Genomic DNA, 26001 nt, shown 5'->3' with positions numbered 1-26001 from the left:
CTTGCCGCCGAGGCTAATTCGTTACCGAAGGCCAGGAGTCTCCAGTGCCGGTCATTTCCGCGTCGCACGAATTCGAGGTCAGCGACCTCTTCGTGAATCTGCAGCCGTTCTTCGGGCACCGTCTCTTCCTGAAAGTCGAAGGGTTCAACTTCGCCGGGTCCATCAAGCTGAAAGCGGCCCGGGAAATGGTCGCGCAGGCCGAGGCGGCGGGCGTCCTCGGCCCCGGCTCGACCCTGGTGGAATCCTCGTCCGGGAACATGGGCGTCGCCCTGAGCGTGCTCGCCGCCAGCCGCGGCTACAAGTTCATCTGTGTCACCGACTCTCGCTGCAACGAGGTCACCCGCCGCACCATGGAGTCGTACGGCGCCGAGGTGCACCTGATCACCGAGCCGCACGAGACCGAGGGCTTCCTCGGTGCGCGGATCCGCCACGTCAAGGCGCTGCTCGCCGCCGACGAGAAGCGGGTCTGGCTCAACCAGTACCTGAGTCCGGGCAACTGGATGGCGCACTACCGGACCACCGCGCCGGCCATCGCCCGCCAGTTCCCGGACCTGAACGTGCTGTTCATCGGCGCGGGCACGACCGGGACGCTGATGGGCTGCGCCCGGTACTTCCGCGAGCGGCGCCCCTCGGTGCGGGTCGTCCCGGTCGACAGCGTCGGCTCGGTCACCTTCGGCGCCCCGCCGGCCACCCGGCACATCCCGGGCCTGGGCACCAGCGTGCGGCCCGCGCTGCTGGACGAGTCGCTGGTGGAGCGGGCGGTCCACGTCGAGGAGACCGACACCGTCCGCACCTGCCGCGAACTGATGCGCGGCGGCTTCCTGTTCGGCGGCTCCACCGGGACGGCCGTCAGCGGCGCGCTGCGCTGGCTGAACGAGCACTACGGCGACGGCGCGGGCGGCGTGCGCGAGCGGGTGACCGCCGTGACCATCTCGCCGGACCTGGGCGAGCGCTACATGGACACCGTCTACCACGACGAGTGGGTGCGCGGTTCGGTCGGCCCGGAGGGCCTGCTGCCCGGGGTCGAGCACCGGGGCCTCGGGGCGGGCGTCGCCGCCGGGCTCCAGACCGTGTCCGGCTGACCGGTCCGCCGGGGGCGGGGCCTGCGGGGTCGGAGCCGGCGGGGTCGGGGCCGGCGGGGTCAGAGGGTCGAGAGTTTTCAAGGCGGGGCTGAGGCTGAGAATGACGGAGAGCAAAGCAGTGACGACAAACCGGAACGCTGTCCTTCCGCTCACCGCGGCACAGGCCGAGATCTGGTTCGACGAGCAGTTCGCCGCCGGGCCGCTGGCCTACAACATGGCGGACTACATCGATCTGCGCGGACCGCTCGACGCCGAGCTGCTCGGACGGGCGCTGCAACGCCTCGGCCACGAGGCCGAGGGGCTGCGGGTGCAGTTCGTCGAGGAGGACGGCGCCCCCGGCCAGATCATCCGCCCGCTCGCCCAGCTCCCGCTCAAGACGCTGGACTTCAGCGGCGAGGCGGAGCCCTCGGCGGCGGCCGAGCGGTGGATGCGGGCCGACCACGCCGACCCGATGAAGGTCACCGACTTCCCGCTGTTCCGCGGCGCGCTAATCAGGCTCGCCCCGGAGCACCACCTGCTCTACCTGTGCATGCACCACATCCTCGCGGACGGCTTCAGCCGCTCGCTGCTCTACCCCAAGCTGTCCAGCGCCTACACCCGGCTGGCCGCCGGCGAGGGCCCGGCCGAGCTGGACGCCGACGCCATGCCGGCCTTCCACCGGCTGCTGGACGCCGAGCGCAAGTACCTCGACTCGTCGATGGTCGAGAAGGACCGCGCGTACTGGACGGACCGCCTCACCTCCGACCGGCACGGCGCGGTGCCCGAGCTGGTCTCGCTCTCCGAGCAGGAGCCGGCCCCCGGCCGGGTCGCGCTGCGCGAGACCGCCCGGCTCTCCCCCGCGACCACGGCCGCGCTGCACGCCCTCGCCCAGGACGGCAAGGTCACCATGCCGGTCCTGATGGTCGCCGCGATGGCCGCCTACACCCAGCGCGTCACCGGGGTCGCGGCGCCGCTGCTCACCCTGCCGGTCACCGGCCGGGTCGGCGCGGTCAGCCGCGAGATCCCCGGCATGCTCGCCAACTACCTGCCGCTGGCCGTCCGGGTGCGCCCGGAGATGACCCGCACCGAACTGCTGCGCGCGGCCTGGGTCGAGGTCGCCGGCACGCTGAAGCACCAGCGCTACCGCGGGGACAAGGTCCGCCGCGACATCGGCCTGCGGATCGACGACCAGCGCGCCTTCGGCCCGTTCATCAACGTGCTCAACCAGGACCCGGAGCTGGCCTTCGGCGACTGCCGCGGGGTCGTGGTCAACCTGTCCACCGGCATCGTCAAGGACCTCATCATGACGGTCCTGAACGCGGACGACGGCACCGTCGAGATCCACCTCGACGGCAACCCCGAGCTGTACGAGCCGGCCGAACTCGCCACCCACCTCGCCCGGTTCGAGACCTTCCTCGGCACCCTCGCCACCATGCCCGCGGACCGTCCGCTCGGCCAGGTGGGCCTGGGCGCGACCGGCGAACCGCTCGGGCTGCTCGGCGCCTGGGATCCGGCCACCGCCGCCGACCAGGGCCTGGTCGAGCGGGTCCGCGCCGTCGCGGCCGGTACGCCCGACGCGGTGGCCGTGGCCGACGGCGCCGAGCGGATCGACTACCGCGAACTGGTCGCCCGCGCGGCGGGCCTGGCCGCCCGGCTGACCGCCGCCGGGGTCACCACCGGTTCGGTGGTCGCGATGTTCGCCGAGCCCGGCGTCCCCTTCGTCACCGGCGTGCTGGCCGTCCAGGCCGCCGGCGGCGCCTACCTGCCGCTCGACCCGACCGCCCCGGCCGCCCGCAACACCGGGCTGCTGGAGGACGGCGGCGCCCGCCACCTGCTGGTCGGCGCCGGGTACGAGGCGCAGGCCGCCGAGCTCACCGCCGGGGCGACCACCGCCCTGCCGCTGACCGACCCGTCCGACTCCACCAGCGGCGCCGAACTCGCCTCTGTCGGAGGCGAGTTGGACCTGGCGTACGTGATGTTCACCTCGGGCTCCACCGGCAAGCCCAAGGGCGCGATGGTCCAGCGCTCCGGCATGATGAACCACCTCTGGGCCAAGGTCGGGGACCTCGACCTGGCAGCCGGGGAGGGCGTCGTCCAGAACGCGCCGCTCACCTTCGACGTCTCCGTCTGGCAGATGCTCGCCCCGCTCATCGTCGGCGGCACCGTCCGGGTCTCCGGCACCGACATGGCCGCCGACCCGGCCGCCCTGTTCGGCATGGCCCGGGACGAGAAGATCGCCGTCCTGGAGGTCGTGCCCTCCCTGCTGCGCGCCGCCCTGGACGCCTGGGACCTCGACGGCACCGCCCCCGAACTCCCGGACCTGCGCTGGCTGATGGTCACCGGCGAGGCCCTCCCGGCGGACCTGTGCCACCGCTGGCACGCCCGCCACCCGCACATCCCGATGATGAACGCCTACGGCCCCACCGAGTGCTCCGACGACGTCACCCACGCCGTCATCCGCGCCGGCGACACCCTCACCGCCCGCGTCCCCATCGGCACCGCCGTCCGCAACACCCGCCTCTACGTCCTCAGCGACGAACTCCAGCCCGTCCCCGTCGGCGTCCCCGGCGAGCTCTACATCGGCGGCGCCGGAGTCGGCCGCGGCTACCTCCACGACCCCGCCCGCACCGCGGGTACGTTCATGGCCGACCCCTACGCCGGACCCGGCACCCGGATGTACCGCACCGGCGACCGCGTCATCCAACGACCCGACGGCCAGCTCGAATTCATCGAACGCCGCGACCACCAGGTCAAGATCCGCGGCCGCCGCGTCGAAACCGGCGAAATCGAAGCCGTCATCCGCTCCCTCGACACCGTCGCCGACGCCGCCGTCGCCGTCCTCCCCGACGCCTCCGGCAACCCCCGCCTCATCGGCTACCTCACCGGCCCCGGCGTCGACCCCGCACAGGTCCGGGCCGAACTCTCCCAACTGCTGCCCGGCTACATGATCCCGGCGTCCTGGCTCGTCCTCGACACCATGCCGCTCACCCCCAACGGCAAGCTCGACCGCAAGGCCCTGCCCAAGCCCGCCCTCGGCGAGCAGGACACCCTCCGCAGCCCCCGCACCGAGCGCGAGCGGGTCCTCTGCGACATCCTCGCCGAGGTCCTCGGCACCGGCCGGGTCGGCATCGACGAGGACTTCTTCGCCCTCGGCGGCGACAGCATCCGCTCCATCCAGGTCGTCAGCCGGGCCCACAAGGCCGGGCTCACCCTCACCACCCGCGACATCTTCACCCACAAGACCGCCGCCGCCCTCGCCCGGGTCGCGGGCGGCGCCGACCCCACGGCGGCGACCGCGCCCGCCGAGGACGCGGGCGGCACCGGCCCGTACGAACTCACCCCGATCATGGGCCAGTTGCACGACGACACCACCAGCCTCACCGGCCCGGTCGTCAAGTACAGCCAGCACGTGGTCGTCCGGGTCCCCGCCGCCCTGGACGCCGAACTGCTCGACGCGGCCCTGCACACCCTGGTCGACCACCACGACGCGCTGCGCACCCGGGCCACCGAACCCGCCCCCGGCCTGTGGCACCTGGAGGCACTGGCCCCCGGCGCGCTCGCCGGCGTCCGCCTGGTCGCCACGGCCGAGAACGGCGCCGGCAGCGGCGCCGACGACCAGGACGCCCTCGGCTTCGCCGAGCGGCAGGCCTCCGCCGCCCGCGCCCGGCTCGACCCCGCCGCCGCCGTGATGATCCAGGCCGTGCTGATCGGCGCGGCCCCCGGCGCCGACACCGCCCTGCTGGTGCTCTCCGCCCACCACCTGGTCATCGACGGCGTGTCCTGGCGGATCCTGCTGCCCGACCTCGCCGCCGCCTGCGAGGCGCTGGCGGCCGGCCGCACCCCCGCCCTCGACCCGGTCGGCACCTCCTACCGCGCCTGGTCCCAGCTGCTCGCCGCGCAGGCCCGCACCCAGGTCCGCGGCCCCGAACTCGCCCTCTGGCAGTCGATCCTGACCGGCCCCGACCCGCTGGTCGGCACCCACCGGCTCGACCCCGAGACGGACGTCTACGGCACCCAGCGCACCCTGCGCCTGGAGCTCGGCCCCGAGGTCACCGGCCCGCTGCTCACCGACGTCCCGGCGGCCTTCCACGCCGAGGTCAACGACGTCCTGCTGACCGGCCTCGCCCTCGCCGTCGCCGACTGGCGCCGCCGGCACGGCCGCGCCGACTACGCCCAGACCCTGATCGAGCTGGAGGGCCACGGCCGCGAGCAGCTCAGCGACGGCCTCGACCTGTCCCGCACCGTCGGCTGGTTCACCAGCGCCTTCCCGATGCGCCTCGACCCCGGCACGCTCGACTGGGACGAGCTCTGGGCCGGCGGCCCCGCCCTCGCCGCCGCCCTCAAGCGGATCAAGGAGCAGCTGCGCGCGCTGCCCGACCGCGGCGTCGGATACGGCCTGCTGCGCTACCTCAACCCGCACGCCGCCCGCGCCCTGGCCGGCCACCACAAGCCGCAGATCGGCTTCAACTACATGGGCCGCTTCGACGCCCGCGAGGCCCGCCTCTGGGAGCCGGCCGGCGGCGACGGCGTGGTCGGCACCGGCGCCCACCCCGGCATGCCGCTGCCGCACCTGCTCGACGTCACCCCGGCCACCGAGGACCGGCACGACGGCCCGCACCTGATCGCCAACTGGTCCTGGGCCGGCCGGACCGTCGCCGAGGAGGACGCCCAGGACGTCGCAGCCACCTGGTTCCGCGCCCTCGAACTGCTCGCCCGGCACGCCACCGCCCCCGGCGCGGGCGGCCGCACCCCCTCCGACCTGCCGCTGGTCGCCCTGGCCCAGGACGAGATCGAGGAGTACGAGGCCGAACTCGCCGAGGCCGGCACCGCCCTCGCCGACGTCCTGCCGCTCACCCCGCTCCAGCAGGGCATGCTCTTCCACGCCGACTACGACACCGCCGCCGGCAGCGCCGCGGACGCGGTCGACGTCTACACCCTGCAGATCGTCGCCGACATCGAGGGCGACCTCGACGCCGACGCCCTGCGCGCCGCCGGGCAGACCCTGCTCGACCGGCACCCCAACCTGCGCGCCGCCTTCCGCGCCCGGGCCACCGGCGAGCCCGTCCAGGTCATCGCCCAGCACGCCGAACTGCCCTGGCTGGACGCCGACCTGACCGACCTGCCGGAGCCCGCCCGGGCCGCCGAGCTGAACCGCATCACCGAGGCCGAGCGCACCCGCCGCTTCAACCTCGCCGCGCCGCCGCTGCTGCGCTTCGCGCTCGTCACCCACGGCGAGGGCCGGCACCGGTTCATCTGGACCAGCCACCACATCCTGGTCGACGGCTGGTCGATGCCGCTGCTCGTCCGCGAGCTGTTCGCGCTCTGCGCGCCCGGCGCGGACGTCGCGCTGCTGCCCGACCCGGCCCCGTACCGCTCGTACCTGGCCTGGCTGACCGCGCAGGACCGCACGGCCGCCCGGGCCGCCTGGCACGGGGTGCTGGCCGACATCGACGAGCCCACCCTGCTCGTCCCCGCCGACCCGAGCCGCCTCCCGGCGCTGCCCGACGCGGTGCTCGCCGAGGTGCCGCGCGAGCTGACCGCCGCGCTCGCCGGCTGGGCCCGCACCCAGGGCCTGACCGTCAACACCGTGGTGCAGGGCTGCTGGGCGCTGCTGCTCGGCCGGCTCACCGGCCGCCAGGACGTGGTGTTCGGCGCCGTCACCTCCGGCCGCCCGGCCGAGGTCCCGGACGTCGAGTCGATGATCGGCATGTTCCTCACCACCGTGCCGGTCCGGGCCCGGCTGCACCCCGGCGACACCCTCGCCGAACTGCTGCACGCCCTCCAGGACCAGCAGACCGCGCTGCTCCCGCACGAGCACCTCGGGCTCGCCGCGATCCACCAGGCCGCCGGCCTGTCCGGCGAGGTCTTCGACACCGTGGTGCTGTTCGAGAACTTCCCGCTGGACGAGAACGGCCTCGACACCGGCGTCGCCGACGGCCCGCGCATCGTCCGCACCGAGGCCCTGGACGCCCGGCACCACCCGCTGAGCCTGGTGGTCCACCCCGGCGACAGCCTGCACCTGCGGCTGGACTACAACCCCGGCCTGTTCGGCCGGGCCGAGGTCGAGCGGGTCGCGGCGATCTTCCAGCACCTGCTGCGGACCGTCGCCGAGCGGCCCGGACTGCCGCTCGCCCAGGTCGACGTGACCGGCCCGGCGGACCTCACCGGCACCGGCACCCCCGGCGAGCTGGGCGGACTGCTCGGCGCCTGGGACCCGTCGATCCCCGAGGAGAGCCTCGGCGTCGTCGAGCGGGTGCGCGCCGTCGCCGCCCGCACCCCCGAGGCCACCGCCGTCACCGACGGCGCCGGCTCGCTGACCTACCAGGAGCTGGTCGAGGCGGCCGGCGGCCTGTCCGCGGGCCTCGCCGAGGCCGGGGTCACCACCGGCTCGGTGGTCGCGATGCTCGCCGAGCCCGGCGTCCCGTTCATCACCGGCGTGCTGGGCGTGATCGGCGCCGGCGGCGCCTACCTGCCGCTCGACCCGGCCGCCCCCGCCGCCCGCAACACCGGGCTGCTGGAGGACGGCGGCGCCCGCCACCTGCTGGTCGGCGCCGGGTACGAGGCGCAGGCCGCCGAGCTCACCGCCGCTGTCCAGGGCGGGCCGGTCACCGTCATCGGCCTGGAGCAGGCCGCCGGCGCGCGGGCCCTGCCCGACTGCGTGGGCACCGGGCTGGACCTGGCGTACGTGATGTTCACCTCCGGCTCCACCGGCAAGCCCAAGGGCGCGATGGTCCAGCGCTCCGGGATGATGAACCACCTCTGGGCCAAGGTCGGCGATCTCGACCTGGTAGCCGGGGAGGGCGTCGTCCAGAACGCGCCCCTCACCTTCGACGTGTCGGTGTGGCAGATGCTCGCCCCGCTGGTCGTCGGCGGCACCGTCCGGGTCTCGGGGACGGAGATGGCCGCCGACCCGGCCGCCCTGTTCGGCATGGCGCGGGACGAGAAGATCGCCGTCCTGGAGGTCGTGCCCTCCCTGCTGCGCGCCGCCCTGGACGCCTGGGACACCGAGGGCGACGCACCCGAACTCCCGGACCTGCGCTGGCTGATGGTCACCGGCGAGGCCCTCCCCGCCGACCTGTGCCACCGCTGGCACGCCCGCCACCCGCACATCCCGATGATGAACGCCTACGGCCCCACCGAGTGCTCCGACGACGTCACCCACGCCGTCATCCGCGCCGGCGACACCCTCACCGCCCGCGTCCCCATCGGCACCGCCGTGCGCAACACCCGGCTGTACGTGCTCAGCGACGAACTCCAGCCCGTCCCCGTCGGCGTGCCCGGCGAGCTCTACATCGGCGGCGCCGGAGTCGGCCGCGGCTACCTCCACGACCCCGCCCGCACCGCGGGTACGTTCATGGCCGACCCCTACGCCGGACCCGGCACCCGGATGTACCGCACCGGCGACCGCGTCATCCAACGACCCGACGGCCAGCTCGAATTCATCGAACGCCGCGACCACCAGGTCAAGATCCGCGGCCGCCGCGTCGAAACCGGCGAAATCGAAGCCGTCATCCGCTCCCTCGACACCGTCGCCGACGCCGCCGTCGCCGTCCTCCCCGACGCCTCCGGCAACCCCCGCCTCATCGGCTACCTCACCGGCCCCGGCGTCGACCCGGACCGGATCCGCCGTCAACTGGCCGAGCTGCTGCCCGGGTACATGATCCCGGCATCCTGGCTGGTGCTGCCCGCCATGCCGCTCACGGCCAACGGCAAGCTCGACCGCAAGGCCCTGCCCAGGCCCGACCTGGGGGACCAGGAGGAGGCCCGCGCGCCGCGCACCGAGCGCGAGCAGGTGCTGACCGAGATCCTGGCCGAGGTCCTCGGCACCGGCCGGGTCGGCATCGACGAGGACTTCTTCGCCCTCGGCGGCGACAGCATCCGCTCCATCCAGGTCGTCAGCCGCGCCCGCAAGGCCGGACTCACCCTCACCACCCGCGACATCTTCACCCACAAGACCGCCGCCGCCCTGGCCCAGGTCGCCGAGGAGCAGGAGCAGAACCCCGCCGAGCCCGCCCCGACGGAGCCCGAAAGCAGTCTGATCGCCCTGTCCGACGAGGAACTGGCCGATCTGGAATTCGAGTTGAATGAGGAACTTTCGTGACGACCGTCCCCAGAACCGGGTCGAAGATCAGCGAAGTACTTCCGCTCTCCCCCCTCCAGCAGGGGCTGCTGTTCCTGTCCTCGTACGACCAGGCCTCGCCCGACCTGTACACCCTCCAGTTCGTCGCGGAGATCGACGGGCCGGGCGCGGGTGACGGCGAGCAGCTCGCCGCCCGGCTGCGCGCGGCCTCGGCCGCGCTGCTGCGCCGGCACCCCAACCTGCGGGCCTGCTTCCGCAACCGCAAGACCGGCGAGCCCGTCCAGGTCGTCCTCAAGGAGACCGAGGTCGAGCCGCAGTGGCAGCTGCACGACCTCACCCACCTGCCCGAGGCCGACCGGGAGGCGGAGGCGCAGCGGCTGACGCGTGAGGACCGGCTGCGCCGGTTCGACCTGGCGCGGCCGCCGCTGATGCGGTTCACCCTGATCCGGCTCGGCGCGGGGCACCACCGGTTCCTCTGGTCGGTGCACCACATCGTCATGGACGGCTGGTCGTTCCCGCTGGCCGTCCGCGAGCTGGTGCTGCTCGGCGACGAGGCGGGGGCGGCGGCGCTGCCCGCGCCCGCGCCGTACCGCTCGTTCCTGACCTGGCTGAACGGCCGCGACCGGGCCGCCGCGCGGGCGGCCTGGGCGCAGCTGCTGGACGGCCTGGACGGGCCGGTCCGGGCGCTGCCCGGGGCCGGCGACGGCGACTCCCACGAACTGCCGTCGCTCGTCCGGGGGTTCCTGTCACCGGAGCGCACCGCGGCGCTCGCCGGCTGGGCGCGCGGCCGGGGCCTGACCCTCAACACCGTGGTGCAGGGCTGCTGGGCGCTGCTGCTCGGCCGGCTCACCGGCCGCGAGGACGTGGTGTTCGGGTCGGTCACCTCCGGCCGCCCGGCCGAGGTCCCGGACGTCGAGTCGATGATCGGCCTGTTCGCCAACACCCTGCCGGTCCGCGCCGATCTGCGCCCGGACCAGCGGGCGAGCGAGCTGTTCGAGGCGCTGGCCCGCCAGCAGCTCGCGATGATGCCGCACGAACACCTGCCGCTCGCCGAGGCGCAGGCCGCCTCCGGCGTCCAGGGCGAGCTGTTCGACACCGTCCTCGCCTTCCAGAGCTACCCGCTGGACGAGGCCGCGCTGTTCCGCGAGTCGGGCGGCACCGTCAGCTCCGCCCAGGTGCTCTCGGCCACCCACTACCCGCTGAGCCTCACCGTCTTCCCCGGCGAGCGGCTGGACCTGCACCTCGCCTACCGGCCCTCGGCCTTCGCCGAGGCCGCCGAGCACACTGACGCCGCCGAGGACCCGCAGTCGTCCGCACAGCGCGTCCTGGACCGGCTGGTCCGCGTCCTGGAGCAGGTCGCCGACGACCCGCAGGCCCCGCTCGCCCGGCTCGGCGCGCCCGAGCCCGCCGAACTGGCCCGCATCCTCGGCGAGTGGAGCGGCGCCTCGGCCGCCCCCCGGGAGCCCGCGCGGCGCGCCACCGTCGCGGAGCTGTTCGCCGAGCAGGCCGCCCGCACCCCGGACGCCGTCGCGGTCACCGCCCCCGGCGAGGCCGCCCTCAGCTACCGCGAGCTGGACGAGCGGGCCAACCGGCTCGCCCACCTGCTCGCCGCCCGCGGCGCCGACCCGGAGAGCCTGGTGGCCGTCGCGCTGCCGCGCGGCGTCCAGCTGATCGTCGCCGTCCTGGCCGTCCTCAAGGCGGGCGCGGCCTACCTGCCGCTGGAGCCCGGCCACCCGGCCGACCGGATCGGCTACACCCTGCGCGACGCCCGTCCGGCACTGCTGCTGACCGCCGGCGGCGTGCTGCCCGAGCCGCCCGACGCCCCGGACCTGCCACGCCTGGACCTGCCGCGCCTGGACCTGGACGCCCCGGAGACGGCCGCCGCGCTGGCCGCCCACCCGGCCACCGCCCCGGACACCGCGGCCTCCCCCGAGCACCCGGCCTACGTCATCTACACCTCCGGCTCCACCGGCCGCCCCAAGGGCGTCGTGGTGCCGCACCAGAACGTGGCGCGGCTGCTGGAGGCCACCGACGACTGGTTCGACTTCGGCCCCGGCGACGTGTGGACGCTGTTCCACTCCATCGCCTTCGACTTCACCGTCTGGGAGCTGTGGGGCGCGCTGCTGCGCGGCGGCCGGCTGGTCGTGGTGCCGTACGACGTGTCGCGCTCCCCCGACGCCTTCCTGGACCTGCTCGCCGAGGAGCGGGTGACCGTCCTCAACCAGACGCCGTCCGCCTTCTACCAGCTGATGCGCGCCGACGCCGACCGCCCGCGCCCGCTCGCCCTGCGGACCGTGGTGTTCGGCGGCGAGGCGCTGGACATCGGCAAGCTCACCGACTGGTACACCCGGCACGCCGACGACGCTCCGCGCCTGGTCAACATGTACGGCATCACCGAGACCACGGTGCACGTCTCCTACCAGGAGCTGGACGCCCCGACGGCCGCCGCCGGCGGCGGCAGTGTGATCGGGCGCGGCATCCCGGACCTGCGGGTCTACCTGCTCGACGGCGCCCTGCAGCCCGTCCCGGCCGGCGTGCCCGGCGAGCTGTACATCACCGGCCCCGGCCTGGCCCGCGGCTACCTGCGCCGCCCCGACCTCACCGCGGCCCGCTTCGTCGCCTGCCCGTTCGAGCCCGGCGGCACCCGGATGTACCGCACCGGCGACCTCGGCCGCTGGCGGGCCGACGGCACCCTGGAGTACCTGGGCCGCGCCGACGAGCAAGTCCAACTGCGCGGCTTCCGGATCGAGTTGGGCGAGATCGCGACCGTCCTCGGCCAGCACCCCGCGGTCGCCGAGGCGGCCGTGATCGCCCGCGAGGACCGGCCCGGCGACCAGCGCCTGGTCGCCTACGTGGTGCCCCGCGACGGCGCCGACCCGGCCGGGCTGCGGGAGTTCGCCGCCGAGCGGCTGCCCGAGTACATGGTCCCGGCGGCCGTGGTCCCGCTCGCCGCGCTGCCGCTGACCGCCAACGGCAAGCTCGACCGCCGCGCCCTGCCCGCCCCCGCGTACACCACCTCGGCCCGCAGCCCGCGCACCGCCGAGGAGGAGCAGCTCTGCGGCGTCTTCGCCGAGGTGCTCGGACTCGACCGGGTCGGCGTCGACGACGACTTCTTCGCCCTCGGCGGCCACTCGCTGCTCGCCACCCGGATCGTCAACCGGGTCCGCGCCGAACTCGGCGCCGAACTCCAGGTGCGGGACCTCTTCGAGGCCCCCTCCCCCGCCCGCCTCGCCGAACGGCTGGCCGCCGCCGCACCCGGCCGCGCCCCGCTCGCCGCCGGGCCGCGCCCGGCCGTGCTGCCGCTGTCGTACGCGCAGCAGCGGCTCTGGTTCGTCGAGCACCTGGGCGCACCCGGCGGGCTGTACGCCATCCCGCTGGCGATCCGCCTCTCCGGGCGGCTCGACACCGCCGCCCTGACGGGCGCCCTGCACGACGTGGTCACCCGGCACGAGGCGCTGCGCACCGTCTTCCCGCAACACGCCCCCGCTGAGGCCCCCGAGACCACCGGCAGCGGACCGGCCGAACAGCGGGTGCTCACCCCGGCCGAGGCCGCCGTCCCGCTCCCGGTGAGCGAGACCACCGAGGCGGGCCTGCCCGCCGCCCTCGCCGCCGAGGCCGCGCGCGGCTTCGACCTGGAACGCAGCCTTCCGCTCCGCGCCCGCCTGTTCCGGCTCGGCCCGGACGAGCACGTGCTGACGATCGTCCTGCACCACATCGCCGGCGACGGCTGGTCGCTCGCCCCGCTCACCCGCGACCTCACCGCGTACTACCGGGCCCGGGTGGCCGGCCGCCCGGCCCAACTGCCGCCGCTGCCCGTCCAGTACGCCGACTACGCCCTGTGGCAGCGCGGACTGCTCGGCGCGGAGGACGACCCGCAGAGCGAGCTCACCCGCCAACTCGGCTACTGGAGCGAGACCCTGAAGGGCCTGCCGGAGGAACTGGCGCTGCCCTTCGACCACCCGCGCGGCACCCGGGCCGAGCACCGCGGCGACGTCGTGCGCACCACCGTGCCGCAGCCGCTCAGCGCCGAGCTGCACCGGCTCGCCGCCGCCTGGGGCGTCAGCGTCTTCATGCTGCTGCGGGCCGGGCTCGCCGCCCTGCTCACCCGGCTCGGCGCGGGCACCGACATCCCGCTCGGCAGCCCGATCGCCGGCCGCACCGACGAGCGGCTCGACGAGCTGGTCGGCATGTTCGTCAACACCCTGGTGCTGCGCACCGACACCTCCGGCGACCCTGGCCTGCGCGAGCTCGCCGAACGGGTCCGGGCCTACGACCTGGCCGCCCACCAGCACCAGGACGTGCCCTTCGAGAAGCTCGTCGAGGTGCTCAACCCCGAGCGCTCGATGGCCCGGCACCCGCTGTTCCAGGTGATGCTCGGCTTCCAGCAGGCCGGCCCGGCCCCGGCGCCCGAGGACGACCCGGAGCTCGCCGTGACCGAGCAGCCGGTGCCGGTCCGGACCGCCAAGTGGGACCTGTTCTTCCAGCTCACCGAGCAGGCCGGCGGCGCGCTCGCGCTCGCCGTCGAGTACCGCACCGACCTGTTCGAACCCGCCACGGCCCACCGGATCACCGACGCCTACCTGCGGCTGCTCGCCGCCGCCCTCGCCGAACCCGCCCGGCCGCTGTCCCGGCTGGACCTGCTCGGGCCCGAGGAGGAGGCCGAACTGCTCGCCCTCGGCACCCACCGGGCCGGCACCCCGCGCAGCACCCTCACCGCCCTGGTGGACCGCCGGATCGCGGCCACCCCGGACGCGGTCGCGCTGGTCCACACCGAGCCCGGCCACCCCGAGCGGCTGCGGCACACCAGCTACGCCGAACTGGACGCCGAGGCCAACCGCCTGGCCCACCTGCTGACCGCGCGCGGCGCCCGCCGGGGCGACCTGGTGGCGCTGCGCCTGGAGCGCGGCCCGGCCGTGGTGAGCACCCTGCTGGCGATCGCCCGCACCGGCGCGGCCTACCTGCCGATCGACCCGTCCTACCCCGACGAGCGGGTCCGCGACATGCTGGCCGACAGCGGCGCCCGGCTGCTCGTCACCGAACGCTCCCTGGCCGAACGGGAGCTTCCCGCCGGGGTCGTCAAGCTGCTCCTGGACGCCCCCGAAACCCTGGCCGACCTGGCCGACCGGCCCGTCACCGCCCCGGTGCCCGCCGCCCCGATCGACCCCGACGACCTGCTGTACGTCATCTACACCTCCGGCTCCACCGGCAAGCCCAAGGGCGTCGCGGTCCCGCACCGCGCCGCCGTCCGCCTGGTCCTGGGCCTGCCGGAGCTGGCGCCGACCGCCGCGGACACCTTCCTCTACTTCGCGCCGGTCGCCTTCGACGCCTCCACCTTCGAGATCTGGGGCGCGCTCGCCCACGGCGCCCGGGTGGCGGTCCACCCGCCCGGCCCGGCCGACCCGCAGGCCCTGGAGTCCTTCCTGGCCCGCGCCCGGGTGAGCGTCGCCTTCCTCACCACCCAGTTGTCCAACACCATCGCCGACACCCGGCCGCGTGCCCTGGCCCCGCTGCGGGCGCTGCTCACCGGCGGCGAGGCGCACTCCCGCGACCACCTGGACCGGCTGCGGGCCGCCCTGCCGGACACCACGGTGTTCAACGTGTACGGCCCCACCGAGACCACCACCTTCGCCACCGGCCAGGACCTCGGCCGCGCCGAGGGCACCGTCCCGATCGGCCTGCCGATCGGCGACACCCGCGCGTACGTCCTGGACGAGGCGCTGCGGCCGGTGCCGCGCGGCGTGGTCGGCGAGCTGTACCTGGCCGGCGAGGGCCTGGCCCGCGGCTACCTCGGCCAACCCGCGCTGACCGCCGCCCGCTTCACCGCCTGCCCGTTCGGCGCGCCCGGGGAGCGCATGTACCGCACCGGCGACCTGGTCCGCTGGGACCGGCACGGCCGGATCGAGTACGTCGCCCGCGCCGACCAGCAGGTCAAGATCCGCGGCTACCGGGTCGAACTCGGCGAGATCGAACGGCTGCTGGCCGAGCACCCGGCCGTCGCCCGGGCCGTCGTCCTGGCCCCCGCCGACGCCGCCGGCCAGCGCCGCCTGGTCGCCTACCTGGTGCCCGCCGACGGCCGGCCGGCCCCCGGACCGGCCGAGTTGCAGGGCCACCTGGCCCGCTCGCTGCCCGGCCACATGGTGCCGGAGAGCTACACCGCGCTGCCGGAACTGCCGCTGAACGCCAACGGCAAGCTGGACGTCAAGGCCCTGCCCGCCCCCGCGGCCACCCCCTCGGCCCGCGCCCCGCGAGCGCCCCGCACCGAGCCGGAACGGCTGCTCTGCGCCGCCGTCGAGGAGGTCCTGGGCACCGGCCCGGTCGGCCCCGACGACTCCTTCTTCGCCCTCGGCGGGGACAGCCTGAAGGCGATCCGGCTGGTCAACGCGGCCGGCCGGGCCGGGCTGCCGATCAGCCTCGGCGCGGTCTTCGAGCACCGCACCCTGGAGGCGCTGGCCGCGGCCGCCGCCACCGGGGGCGGCGCGGTCGACCTGCTCGGGCCCGTCCTGCCGATCCGGCCCACCGGCGGGCGGCCCCCGCTGTTCTGCGTGCACGGCGGCCTCGGCTTCGCGATCCCGTTCGCGGCGCTCGCCGAGCACCTCGACCCGGAGCAGCCGGTCTACGGCCTCCAGGCCCGCGGCCTATCCGACGACGGCCCGCTGCCGACCGACCTGGGCGACGTCGCCGAGGAGTACCTGGCCCGGGTGCGCGCCGTACAGCCGCACGGCCCGTACCACCTGCTCGGCTGGTCCTACGGCGGCGTCGTGGCGCACGAGATGGCCGTCCGGCTGCACGCAGCCGGCGAACAGGTGGCGTTCCTGGCCAACCTGGACGCCTACCCCGACGACGCCCTCGGGGCCCGGCCCAGCGACGCCGAGTTCCTCGCCGACTTCCTGGCCGAGGCCGGGGTCGACGCGGCGGAGCCGGAACGGCTCACCCCGCAAGGCGTCGCCGCACACCTGGCCCGCACCGAAGGCCCCCTCGCCGCGCTCGAACCGGGTACGCTGGAACGGCTGCTGGGGGTCATGCGGAACAACCTGGAGCTGTTCCAGCGGTTCACCCCGGGCCGCTTCGACGGCTGCCCGATGACGCTCTTCGTGGCGGTCGGCGGCGACACCCGCCCCACCCCGGAGGAGCGCGCCCTCAAGGTCAAGAGCTGGGAGCCGCACGTCGGTTCCGCCGTCCTCGCACACGACGTGGACAGCGGGCACCAGCAGCTGCTGCAACCCGCACCGGCGGCGGCGATCGGCGCGGTCGTCGAACACGCCCTCGCCGCCCTGGCCGCGAGCCCGACCGGCACCCCGACCACCTGACGCCCGGTCAACCCGGCACGTCCCGCGATCCCGAGATCTGGAGAACAGTCATGGCGAACCCCTTTGACCGCGAAGACGGCACCTTCCTCGTCCTCGTCAACGCGGAGGGGCAGCACTCCCTGTGGCCGTCCTTCGCCGCCGTCCCGGAGGGCTGGTCGGTGACCCTGGAGGCCACCGACCGGGCCACCGCCGTCGCCCACATCGAGGGCAACTGGACGGACATGCGCCCGCTCAGCCTCCAGCAGCAGGGCTGACCGGCCGGGCCCGCGCCCGGAATCCGGAAGAACGCCGCCGGACGGCTCCGACCCCGCCGCCCGCCGCACCCCCAGGGCCTTCGCCCGCCGGTGCGGCGGGCGGCCGTTTTGTCCCCCGCACCCCTCCCCACCAGGCACGCGACACCCCGCCAGGACCCGTCAGTGAGCGGTCAGTTGGACGTCATCGACCCGTCATCGGGCCTGACTAATTTGCTGCTCAGAGGCCCGATTTCCGGGCACCCCAGGGCGCCCGCACAGGGCACCCGCAAAAACGGAGGAAAACGAGCATGACGACGGTAGCCCCGGAGCGTCTCACCCGGATCCGCGAAATCATCGCCGAGAACATCGACGTGCACACCGAGTTCGCCGACACCGCGCTGTTCGTCGACGAGCTGGGCGCCGACTCGCTGAAGCTCATCGACGTGCTCAGCGCCCTGGAGATGGAGTACTCCATCGTCATCGACATGAACGAGCTGCCGAAGATGGTGAACGTGGAGGCCACGTACCAGGTGACCGCGACGGCCGCCGGCTGGTGATCGGGGCGGGTTCCGGGACCGGAACCCCCGCCCGCAGGCATCCCACTGCTTAAGGAGTCCCATGTCCACCGCACAGTCACCAGCGGCACCCCGCGCCGGCGTGCCCGCCGACCGCCGCCGGGTCGTCCTCACCGGCCTCGGGGCGATCTCCAGCATCGGCACGGGTGTCGAGGAGTACACCGCGGGGCTGCGGGCCGGCCGCTCCGGTGCGCGGCCGATCACCCGGTTCGACACCGAGGGGTTCGGCCAGAACATCGCCTGCGAGGTCCCCGACTTCGAGCCGGAGCGCTGGATCCGCAACGTCCCCCTCGACGACATGGGCCGCGCCGGGCAGTTCGCCGTCGCCGCCGCCCGGATGGCCGTGGAGGACGCCGGGCTCACCGAGGCCGACCTCGGCGAGCGCCAGGCCGTCATCAGCGTCGGCACCACCGACGGCGAGGGGCACGACATCGGCGTGCTGGTCGAGCAGGAGATCGCGGCCGGGGACCCGGAGGGCATGGACCCGGTGCTGTCCCGCCGGATCAACGCCGGCCGGCTCACCACCGTCATCGCCCGCGAGCTGCGGATGCCGAACGTGGAGCCGACCACCATCACCACCGCCTGCGCGGCGGGCAACTACTCGATCGGCTACGGGCTGGACGCGATCCGCTCCGGCGAGGTCGACATCGCCCTGTGCGGCGGCGCCGACGCCGTCTGCCGCAAGGCCTTCGCGCTGTTCAAGCGCTTCGGCGCGCTCACCCCGGACGTGGTCCGCCCGTTCGACAAGAACCGCCAGGGCATCCTGACCGGCGAGGGCGCGGGCATCCTCGTCCTGGAGAGCCTGGAGTCCGCCCTCGCCCGCGGCGCGCACATCTACGCCGAGGTGCTCGGGTACGGCCTCAGCTGCGACGCCGCCCACCCGACCGCGCCGAACCGCGACGGCATCGCGCGCGGCATCCGGCTCGCCCTGGACGACGCCGGGGTCGAGCGGGACGAGATCGACTTCATCTCCGCGCACGGCACCGGCACCAAGGCCAACGACAAGACCGAGTCGGCCGCCATCGTCGACGTGTACGGCGACGCACCGCCGCGCACCGTCGCGGTGAAGTCGATGCTCGGCCACTCGATGGGCGCGGCCAGCGCGCTCGGCGCGATCGCCTGCAGCCTCGCCATCGAGCACCAGTTCATCCCGCCGACCATCAACCACGTGGAGACCGACCCCGACTGCCCGCTGGACGTCGTGCCCAACCAGGCCGTCGACGCGGAGGTCCGGATCGTGGAGAACAACTCCAGCGCCTTCGCCGGCAACAACGCCATCCTGATTCTGGGCACGTACGGAGAGCGAGTCTGACGATGACCACCGCAGCCACCCCGGCGGCCCTGCCGCCGGAGACACTCGTCATCACCGGTTGGTCGGCCGTGTCGCCGTACGGCCTGACCCGCCAGGACTTCGCGTCCGGCGTGCGCGCCGGCGCCAAGACCGCCGTCAAGGCGGACGCCGCGCTCGGCACGCTGCCGTCGCCCGACGTCTGCCTGGTGCCCGGCTTCGACATCAAGGGCCTGCTCGGCCCCACCGGCACCGCCAAGATGGACCGGCTCACCGCGCTGGCCCTGGTCGCCTCCGACGGCCTGCTCAAGGACGCTGACGGCAACCGGGTGGTGGAGACCGACGACCGCACCGGTGTGGTCCTCGGCATCTCGATGGGCAGCCTGGAGAACGTCACCAACTTCCTCAAGCAGTCCTACACCAACGCGCTGCCCTTCCACGTCGACGCCGGCCGCATCCCCTTCGGCAGCCTCAACCACGCCGCCGGCGCCACCGCCATCCGGCACGACCTCAAGGGCCCCAACACCACCGTCGCCGGCGGCCGGGTCAGCGGCCTGCTCGCCCTCAACTACGCGCGACGCCTGATGGGCCAGGGCCGGGCGACCAAGTACCTGGTCGGCTCGGCCGAGGAGTTCTCCGCCGCGCACGCCTGGATCGAGCACACCGCCGTCGCGGCCGGCGACTCCACGCCGCTGCTCGGCGAGGGCTGCGGCCTGTTCGTCGTCGAGCACGCCGGCACCGCCCAGCGCCCGGCGCTCGCCGCGGTGCTCGCGGTGGAGACCCGCGTCGACATCGACGACGACCCGAAGGCCGCCGTCACCGCGTGCGTGCAGCGCGCCCTGGCCCGCGCCGGCGTCACCGCCGACGAGGTCTGGGCCGCCGTCCCGTGCGCCGCGCCGACCGCGGCCGGCCGGGCCGAGTACGACGCGCTCGCCGCGCTGCTGCCGGCCGAGGCACTGGGCCGGGTCCCGTCCATGGAACTGCTCGGCGACACCAGCGCGGCCTCCGCGTCCTTCCAGATCCAGGCGGTGCTCGGCGTGGCCGAGGCCGACCCGGCGGCCCGGGGCCGGATCGCCCTGGTGTCCGCCGTCGACCGTGACGGCGCGGTGGGCTGCGCCGTCCTGAGACTCTTCGGGGAGCACGCGTGATCGCCCTGGTCAGCGGCGGGTCCCGGGGCATCGGCAAGGCCATCGTGCTGCGCCTCGCCCAGGACGGCTACGACGTCGCCTTCTGCTACCGCTCCAACGCCGAGGCCGCCGAGCAACTCGCCAAGCAGGCAGGCGAGTTCGGCACCCGGATCACGGCCACCCAGTGCGACGTGGCCGACCCGGAGCAGGTCCGCGACTGGTACAACCGCACCGAGCGCGAGGTCGGCCCGGTGGACGCCGCCGTCACCTCGGCCGGCATCACCCGGGACCGCCCGGTCATCCTGATGCCGGAGGACGACTGGAACCAGGTCCTGCGCACCAACCTGGACGGCGTGTACCACGTGTGCCGCGCCGCCGCCTTCGCGATGAGCAAGCGCCGCAGCGGATCGATCGTCAACCTGTCCTCGGTGTCCGGCATCTACGGCAACCTCGGCCAGGCCAACTACGCCGCGTCCAAGGCCGGCATCATCGGCTTCACCAAGTCCCTCGCCAAGGAGACCGGCCCGCGCGGCGTGCGCGCCAACGTGGTCGCGCCGGGCCTGATCGCCACCGACATGGTCGGCGACATGTCCGATGCCGCGGTGGAGCGGATGCTGAAGAACGTCGCCCTCGGCCGGGCCGGCAAGCCCGAGGAGGTGGCCGACCTGGTCTCCTTCCTGGTCTCCGACCGCGCCGCCTACATCAGCGGGTCGGTCTTCGAGATCCACGGCGGCGGCACGTTCTGATGGGAGCACGAATGCAGGGGGCCCAGGGACTGCGCGACCACTACGACGCGATCGTCGTCGGCAGCGGCATCGGCGGCCTGACCACCGCCGGCTACCTGGCGGCCGACGGGCGCAGCGTCCTCGTCCTCGAACAGCACGACATCGCCGGCGGCAACGCGCACGTGTTCCGCCGCCGGCGCAAGTACGAGTTCGACGTCGGCACGCACTACCTCGGCGACTGCGGCCCCGACGGGCACTTCCCGGCGATCCTGGCCGGCCTCGGCGTCCTGGACCGGGTGCGGTTCCGGCCGATGGACAACGAGCAGGGCTTCGACCGGATCATCACGCCCACCGCGACCGTCGACGTGCCGGCCGGCTGGGACGCCTACCGCGACCGGCTGCGGCAGGCCCTGCCCGAGGAGGCCGACCGGATCGCCGGCTTCCTCGAACTCGCCGAGAACGTGGCCGGCTCGACCCGCGCCGGCCTGAACGGCGAGTCCCTGGTCGACCTGTTCCGCAAGTCCCCGCAGACCATGCGCTGGTCCCGCCGCACCTTCGCCGACGCCCTGGGCCACTTCGGCCTCTCCGCCAAGGCGCGCACGCTGCTCGCGGCGCAGGCCGGCAACTACGGCACCATGCCCGACGGCATCAGCCTGGCCCACCACGCCTCGATGATGGACCACTACCTGCGCGGCGCGTACTACCCCGAGGGCGGCGGCCAGGCGATGGTCGCCGCGTTCGTCGAGGCGCTGGAGGCGCACGGCGGCGAACTGCGCACCCGCTGCGACGTCCGCCGCATCCTGGTCGAGAACGGGCGCGCCACCGGCGTCGAACTCACCGACGGGCAGCGGGTCTCGGCCCCGCTGGTCATCTCCAACGCGGACTACCGGCGCACCGTCCTCGACCTGTGCGGCGGCGAGGACGCCTTCCCCGCCGAGGTGGTGGCCCGCACCCGCGCGGCGACCATGCGCGGCTCCTTCGTCTCGGTGTACATCGGGCTCGACACCGAACTGCCGGGCCTGCCCAACGCCAACCTCTGGTGGCACGACAGCGACGACATGGAGGGCGCGCACGCCGCCATGCTGGAGCGGTACGCGCGGGACGGCTCGATGGACTCGGTGCCGGCGCTCACCTTCTCCTTCGCCTCCCTCAAGGACCCGGGCGCCACCGCCGTCTGCCCGCCCGGCCACAGCAACTTCCAGCTCATGACGGGCCTGCCGCCCGGCTACGGGTTCTGGGGCCTGGAGGGCGGCCCGGCCGACGGCGAGCCCTACCGCCGCAACGCCGCCTACCTCGCCCGCAAGCAGCAGCTCACCGAGGTCATGCTGGCCACCGCCGAGAAGGTCATCGGCCCGTTCCGGGAGCGCATCACCCACCTGGAGACGGCCACCCCGCTCACCCACGAGCGCTACATCCGGGCCACCGGCGGCACCCCGTACGGCATGGCCAGCTGGGGCGGCTCCAACCAGCGGCCGGACGTGCGCACCGAGGTCGAGGGCCTGTACGTGGTCGGCCAGAGCGTCCGCTACGGCAGCGGCATCGCCGCGGTCGCGAACAGCGGCATGGCCGCCGCCTCCGACATCATCGGCCGCGGGCTGCTGCGCGAGGTGTTCGGCGGCGCAGTGCTCGGCGATCCCTCCCGGCTGCCCGACCGCGGCCCGGACTGGGACCCGCTGGTGGTCTCGCGCGGGCGGGCGCGGCAGCGCGCCAAGGGCCTGGCCCGCATCGGCTGACCCCTCCTCCCCTCCGTTTCCTCACCCCTCCGATCCGCACCCCTCCGACCAGGAGCACTGTTCCCATGAATCAGGTACCTCCCTTCGCCGTGGTCTCCGGCGCCCAGGTGCACGAGGCCCTCAACGGGCACGAGGACGAGGTCGTCGCCACGGTCGAGGCCGCGTACCGGCTGCACGGCGAGGGGCAGACGGTCAACCCGGACTCGTACTTCCTGCGCTTCCCCGACCGCCCGTCCTCCCGGATCATCGCGCTGCCGGCCTCGGTCAAGGGCGAGGTCGGCGTGCACGGCATCAAGTGGATCTCCAGCTTCCCGGACAACGTGGCGGCTGGCCTCCCGCGCGCCTCGGCCGTCCTGATCCTCAACGACGCCGAGACCGGCTACCCGTTCGCCTGCCTGGAGAGCTCGATCATCAGCGCGGCGCGCACCGCCGCCTCCGCGGCCCTCGCGGCGGCCCGGCTCGCCGACGCCCGCGGCGAGCGCCCGACCCGGGTCGGCTTCTTCGGCGTCGGCCTGATCGCCCGCTACGTGCACACCTACCTCGCCGCCAACGGCTTCGACTTCACCGCGGCCGGCGTCCACGACCTGTCCGCCGAGCACGCCGAGGGCTTCTCCGACTACCTGCGCCGGGCCGAGGGCGAGGGCGTGGAGGTCACCGTCCACGACAAGGCCGAGGACCTGATCCGCTCCAGCGACCTGGTGGTCTTCGCCACCATCGCCGGCGAGCCGCACGTGACGGACCCGCAGTGGTTCTCGCACAACCCGCTGGTGCTGCACGTCTCGCTGCGCGACCTCTCCCCCGAGATCGTCCTCGACTCGTGGAACGTCGTCGACGACATCGAGCACTGCATGAAGGCCGGCACCTCGCCGCACCTGGCCGAACAGCGCGTCGGCCACCGCGAGTTCGTCGCCGGCACGCTCTACGACGTGCTCACCGGCACGATCACCCCGCCGTCCGACCGGCCGGTGGTCTTCTCCCCGTTCGGCCTCGGCGTGCTCGACATGGCCGTCGCCAAGCACGTCTACGACCGCGTCCTCGCGGCCGGGCAGCTGCACACCGTCCCGGACTTCTTCCACGAGCTCAAGCGCTACGGCTGAGCCCTCCCCGCCCTACCCCAGAGGCCCGCCCGCGCTCCCGGCGCCGGCGGGCCTCCGGCCTTTCCCGCCGCCCCGCCCCCTCCGCTGACGGCCAACTGACGGCACGCTGACCGAACGGCCCCACGGCCCCCCGACGCCTTGTCCGCGCCATGGACGGCCGCCCAGAATCACCCGCATGAGATCCTTTGCCAACCTGGCCGAATTCACCGGGGCGACCGGGGAGCACCTCGGCTACAGCGAATGGCTCGACGTCACCCAGCACAGCGTCGACCAGTTCGCCGACGCCACCGGCGACCTCCAGTGGATCCACGTGGACCCGGAGCGCGCCGCCACCGGCCCGTTCGGCGGGACCATCGTCCACGGCTACATGACGCTCGGCCTGCTGCCCGCGATGATGCGCGCGATCTTCGAGATCCACAACGTCAAACTGGGCGTCAACTTCGGCCTGGACAAGGTCCGCTTCCCCCGCCCGATCCCGGTCGGCGCCCGGGTCCGCGGCGGCGCCAAGGTCACCAGCGTCCGCGAGACCCCGATGGGCCACCTGGCCGCGGTCCGGATGACGGTGGAGGTCGAGGGCCAGCAGCACGCGGCCTGCGTGGCGGACACCCTGTCCCTCTTCGTCGCCGCCCCCGACACCGCCGAGGGCGGCTCGGACGGCTTCTGAGCCCACCCGCCGACGTCACCGCCGCCGCCAGGTAGAAGAACCTCCCCCTCCGGTCGTGCAAGAGGGGGGTTATTACTACCGATTCCGGCACGCCGTCCCCGCCAGAATGGTCACACGGCCACCACGGCCGCGGCACAGCGAACGGCACAGAGAGGAGCGGGTCATGGACCGCACGATGAAGCTCGGGGGAAGCCCCTCGGCGGTCGAGATCAGGGGATTCTCCGTCCCCGCCGGATTCACCGGGCTGCGGCGGGCACTGGCCCTCTGCTGGATGTCCGTCGCGGCCTTCGGGCGCTCGCTCGGGGTCACCGGCGCGATCTCCCTCGTCGGCCCCGGCCTCGGCCTGGTGCCGCGGGCCATGGAGCGCGTCCGGGCGCTGGCCGCCCGCCAGCGCGGCCTGTCCGAGCGCTGGTCCGGCGTGCAGATCCCCGGCCCGCCCAGCGGCCTGCCGGCCGCCCCCGAGGGCGCCTCGGGAGCCGTCGCCCGCTACCGCTGGATCATGAGCGACCCGCAGACCAAGCGGGAGTTCACCTGGGTGCTCACCGACCCGATCGCCGGCGGCTTCCTCGCCTTCATGCCGATCGCCGTCCTGCTCAGCGGCTTCTGGGGCATCTTCCTGGCCTTCTTCGGCGTCCCGCTGTCGACCCAGTGGGACGGCCTCTGGTACCAGTTCATCCCGATCGACGGCCAGGCCACCGCGGTGCTGGCCGGCGTCCTCGGCGTCCTGCAACTGCCGCTGGCCCTGTGGATGGCCCCCCGCGCCGTCCGCAAGCACGCCCTGTACACCCACTCCATGCTCGCCCCCAGCGAGCAGGAACTGATGGCCAGCCGGATCCAGCACCTCACCACCACCCGCAGCACCGCCGTCGACACCCAGATGGCCGAGATCCGACGGATCGAACGCGACCTGCACGACGGCGCCCAGGCCCGCCTGGTCGCGATGGGCATGACCCTGGACGCCGCCGAACACCTGCTGGAGACCAACCCCGAGGCCGTCCGGGCGCTGCTCATCGAGGCCCGCCAGTCCTCCTCCAAGGCCCTGGAGGAGATCCGCAACCTGGTCCGCGGCATCCACCCGCCGGTCCTCGCCGACCGCGGACTCGCCGACGCGGTGCGGGCGCTGGCCATGGTCTGCCCGGTCCCCACCGAGGTCGTCGTGGACCTCCCCGGCCGCCCCGAGATGCCCGTCGAGTCCGCCGCCTACTTCGCGATCTCGGAGATCCTCACCAACGTCGCCAAGCACTCCGGCGCCGACCGGGCCTGGATCGACATCCGTTACGATCACGGCATGCTGCGCATCACCGTGACCGACAGCGGCCGCGGCGGCGCCGACGCCACCCGGGGCACCGGCCTGCGCGGCATCGAGCGACGACTCAGCACGTTCGACGGGGTCCTGGCCGTGAACAGCCCCGTCAACGGCCCGACCATGGTGACGATGGAGCTTCCGTGCGTATTGTCCTCGCCGAAGACCACTTCCTCCTGAGGGACGGCCTGATCCGCCTCCTCCAGGCCTACGGACACGAGGTGGTGGCCGCCGTCGACAACGGTGCCGACCTCCTCGCAGCCCTCACCGAGCAGCAGCCGGACGTCGCGGTCGTCGACGTCCGGCTTCCGCCGAACTTCACCGACGAGGGCCTGCGCGCCGTCCTCACCGCCCGCCGCACCATGCCCGACCTCCCGGTCCTGCTCCTCTCCCAGTACGTCGAACCGCTCTACGCCCGCGAACTCCTCGCCAGCGGCGGCCGCGGCGTCGGCTACATGCTCAAGGACCGCGTCACCAACGGCTCCCAGTTCCTCGACTCGATCCGCCGCGTCGCCGACGGCGGCACCGCGATGGACCCCGACGTCATCTCCCAGCTCCTCGTCCGCAAGGAACGCGACGAGAACGTCGGCAGCCTCACCGACCGCGAACGCGAAGTCCTCGAATGGCTCGCCCAGGGCCGCTCCAACGCCGGCATCGCCCAGGGCCTCTTCATCACCGAGAAGGCCGTCGCCAAGCACATCAGCAACATCTTCACCAAGCTCGGCCTCCTCCCCACCGACGGCGACAACCGCCGCGTCCTCGCCGTCCTCGCCTACCTCGACCAGTGACGTCCGTCCACGGCGAGCAG

Annotated in this window: 13 protein-coding genes; all 13 read left to right on the top strand. The window is 74.1% G+C overall.

Annotated features, from left to right (window positions below; all coding sequences use genetic code 11):
• Positions 1-44 precede the first annotated feature (44 nt).
• The 13 genes from sbnA to A6F73_RS17840 all read left to right on the top strand — a co-directional run bounded on the left by sbnA (position 45) and on the right by A6F73_RS17840 (position 25981).
• Positions 45-1082 carry a 2,3-diaminopropionate biosynthesis protein SbnA gene (sbnA, locus tag A6F73_RS17900; RefSeq protein WP_063348730.1) on the top strand — a complete coding sequence of 346 codons (1038 nt, stop codon included), beginning with the start codon at positions 45-47 and terminating at the stop codon, positions 1080-1082.
• Between the two features lie 118 nt (positions 1083-1200).
• Entirely contained in the window at positions 1201-9162 is a 7962-nt protein-coding gene (locus A6F73_RS17895; protein WP_063348729.1) for a non-ribosomal peptide synthetase, read from the top strand.
• A complete protein-coding gene (locus tag A6F73_RS17890) occupies positions 9159-16448 on the top strand; it encodes a non-ribosomal peptide synthetase (protein WP_063348728.1) in 7290 nt (2429 codons plus the stop codon). The genes A6F73_RS17895 and A6F73_RS17890 overlap by 4 nt, the downstream gene beginning before the upstream one ends.
• Positions 16449-16498: 50 nt before the next feature.
• Positions 16499-16702, top strand: a complete 204-nt coding sequence (locus tag A6F73_RS17885) for an MbtH family protein (RefSeq protein WP_063348727.1) — start codon at positions 16499-16501, stop codon at positions 16700-16702.
• A 287-nt stretch (positions 16703-16989) separates the two neighbouring features.
• Positions 16990-17238, top strand: coding sequence for an acyl carrier protein (locus tag A6F73_RS17880; RefSeq protein ID WP_063348726.1), 249 nt, complete (start codon positions 16990-16992; stop codon positions 17236-17238).
• A 61-nt stretch (positions 17239-17299) separates the two neighbouring features.
• Positions 17300-18568: a beta-ketoacyl-[acyl-carrier-protein] synthase family protein gene (locus A6F73_RS17875; protein WP_063348725.1), complete on the top strand. Its 1269-nt coding sequence runs from the start codon at positions 17300-17302 to the stop codon at positions 18566-18568.
• Positions 18569-18570: 2 nt separating this feature from the next.
• Positions 18571-19692, top strand: coding sequence for a beta-ketoacyl synthase N-terminal-like domain-containing protein (locus A6F73_RS17870; RefSeq protein ID WP_107452908.1), 1122 nt, complete (start codon positions 18571-18573; stop codon positions 19690-19692).
• Positions 19689-20417 carry a 3-oxoacyl-ACP reductase FabG gene (fabG, locus tag A6F73_RS17865; protein ID WP_063348724.1) on the top strand — a complete coding sequence of 243 codons (729 nt, stop codon included), beginning with the start codon at positions 19689-19691 and terminating at the stop codon, positions 20415-20417. Before A6F73_RS17870 ends, fabG begins: the two co-directional genes overlap by 4 nt.
• A gap of 11 nt (positions 20418-20428) precedes the next feature.
• Positions 20429-22129: an NAD(P)/FAD-dependent oxidoreductase gene (locus tag A6F73_RS17860; RefSeq protein ID WP_244293425.1), complete on the top strand. Its 1701-nt coding sequence runs from the start codon at positions 20429-20431 to the stop codon at positions 22127-22129.
• Positions 22130-22194: 65 nt separating this feature from the next.
• Positions 22195-23226 carry a 2,3-diaminopropionate biosynthesis protein SbnB gene (sbnB, locus tag A6F73_RS17855; protein WP_063348722.1) on the top strand — a complete coding sequence of 344 codons (1032 nt, stop codon included), beginning with the start codon at positions 22195-22197 and terminating at the stop codon, positions 23224-23226.
• Positions 23227-23401: 175 nt separating this feature from the next.
• Complete coding sequence (locus tag A6F73_RS17850; RefSeq protein ID WP_063348721.1) at positions 23402-23890, top strand: MaoC family dehydratase; 489 nt, start codon at positions 23402-23404, stop codon at positions 23888-23890.
• Positions 23891-24053: 163 nt separating this feature from the next.
• On the top strand, positions 24054-25373 hold the full coding sequence (locus A6F73_RS17845; protein ID WP_063348720.1) for a histidine kinase: 1320 nt from the start codon (positions 24054-24056) through the stop codon (positions 25371-25373).
• Complete coding sequence (locus A6F73_RS17840; RefSeq protein WP_063348719.1) at positions 25337-25981, top strand: response regulator transcription factor; 645 nt, start codon at positions 25337-25339, stop codon at positions 25979-25981. Before A6F73_RS17845 ends, A6F73_RS17840 begins: the two co-directional genes overlap by 37 nt.
• The last annotated feature ends 20 nt before the right edge of the window (positions 25982-26001 follow it).

Source organism: Streptomyces sp. MJM8645 (assembly GCF_001625365.1).
Classification (GTDB): Bacteria; Actinomycetota; Actinomycetes; order Streptomycetales; family Streptomycetaceae; genus Kitasatospora.
This window is presented reverse-complemented; position numbering and strand designations above follow the sequence as displayed.

Bases quoted from the DNA above. Each gene is read 5' to 3' on its own strand.
- A6F73_RS17885 (WP_063348727.1), top strand. From the start codon at position 16,499: ATGGCGAACCCCTTTGACCGCGAAGACGGCACCTTCCTCGTCCTCGTC.
- A6F73_RS17880 (WP_063348726.1), top strand. From the start codon at position 16,990: ATGACGACGGTAGCCCCGGAGCGTCTCACCCGGATCCGCGAAATCATC.
- A6F73_RS17875 (WP_063348725.1), top strand. From the start codon at position 17,300: ATGTCCACCGCACAGTCACCAGCGGCACCCCGCGCCGGCGTGCCCGCC.
- A6F73_RS17870 (WP_107452908.1), top strand. From the start codon at position 18,571: ATGACCACCGCAGCCACCCCGGCGGCCCTGCCGCCGGAGACACTCGTC.
- A6F73_RS17860 (WP_244293425.1), top strand. From the start codon at position 20,429: ATGCAGGGGGCCCAGGGACTGCGCGACCACTACGACGCGATCGTCGTC.
- sbnB (WP_063348722.1), top strand. From the start codon at position 22,195: ATGAATCAGGTACCTCCCTTCGCCGTGGTCTCCGGCGCCCAGGTGCAC.
- A6F73_RS17850 (WP_063348721.1), top strand. From the start codon at position 23,402: ATGAGATCCTTTGCCAACCTGGCCGAATTCACCGGGGCGACCGGGGAG.
- A6F73_RS17845 (WP_063348720.1), top strand. From the start codon at position 24,054: ATGGACCGCACGATGAAGCTCGGGGGAAGCCCCTCGGCGGTCGAGATC.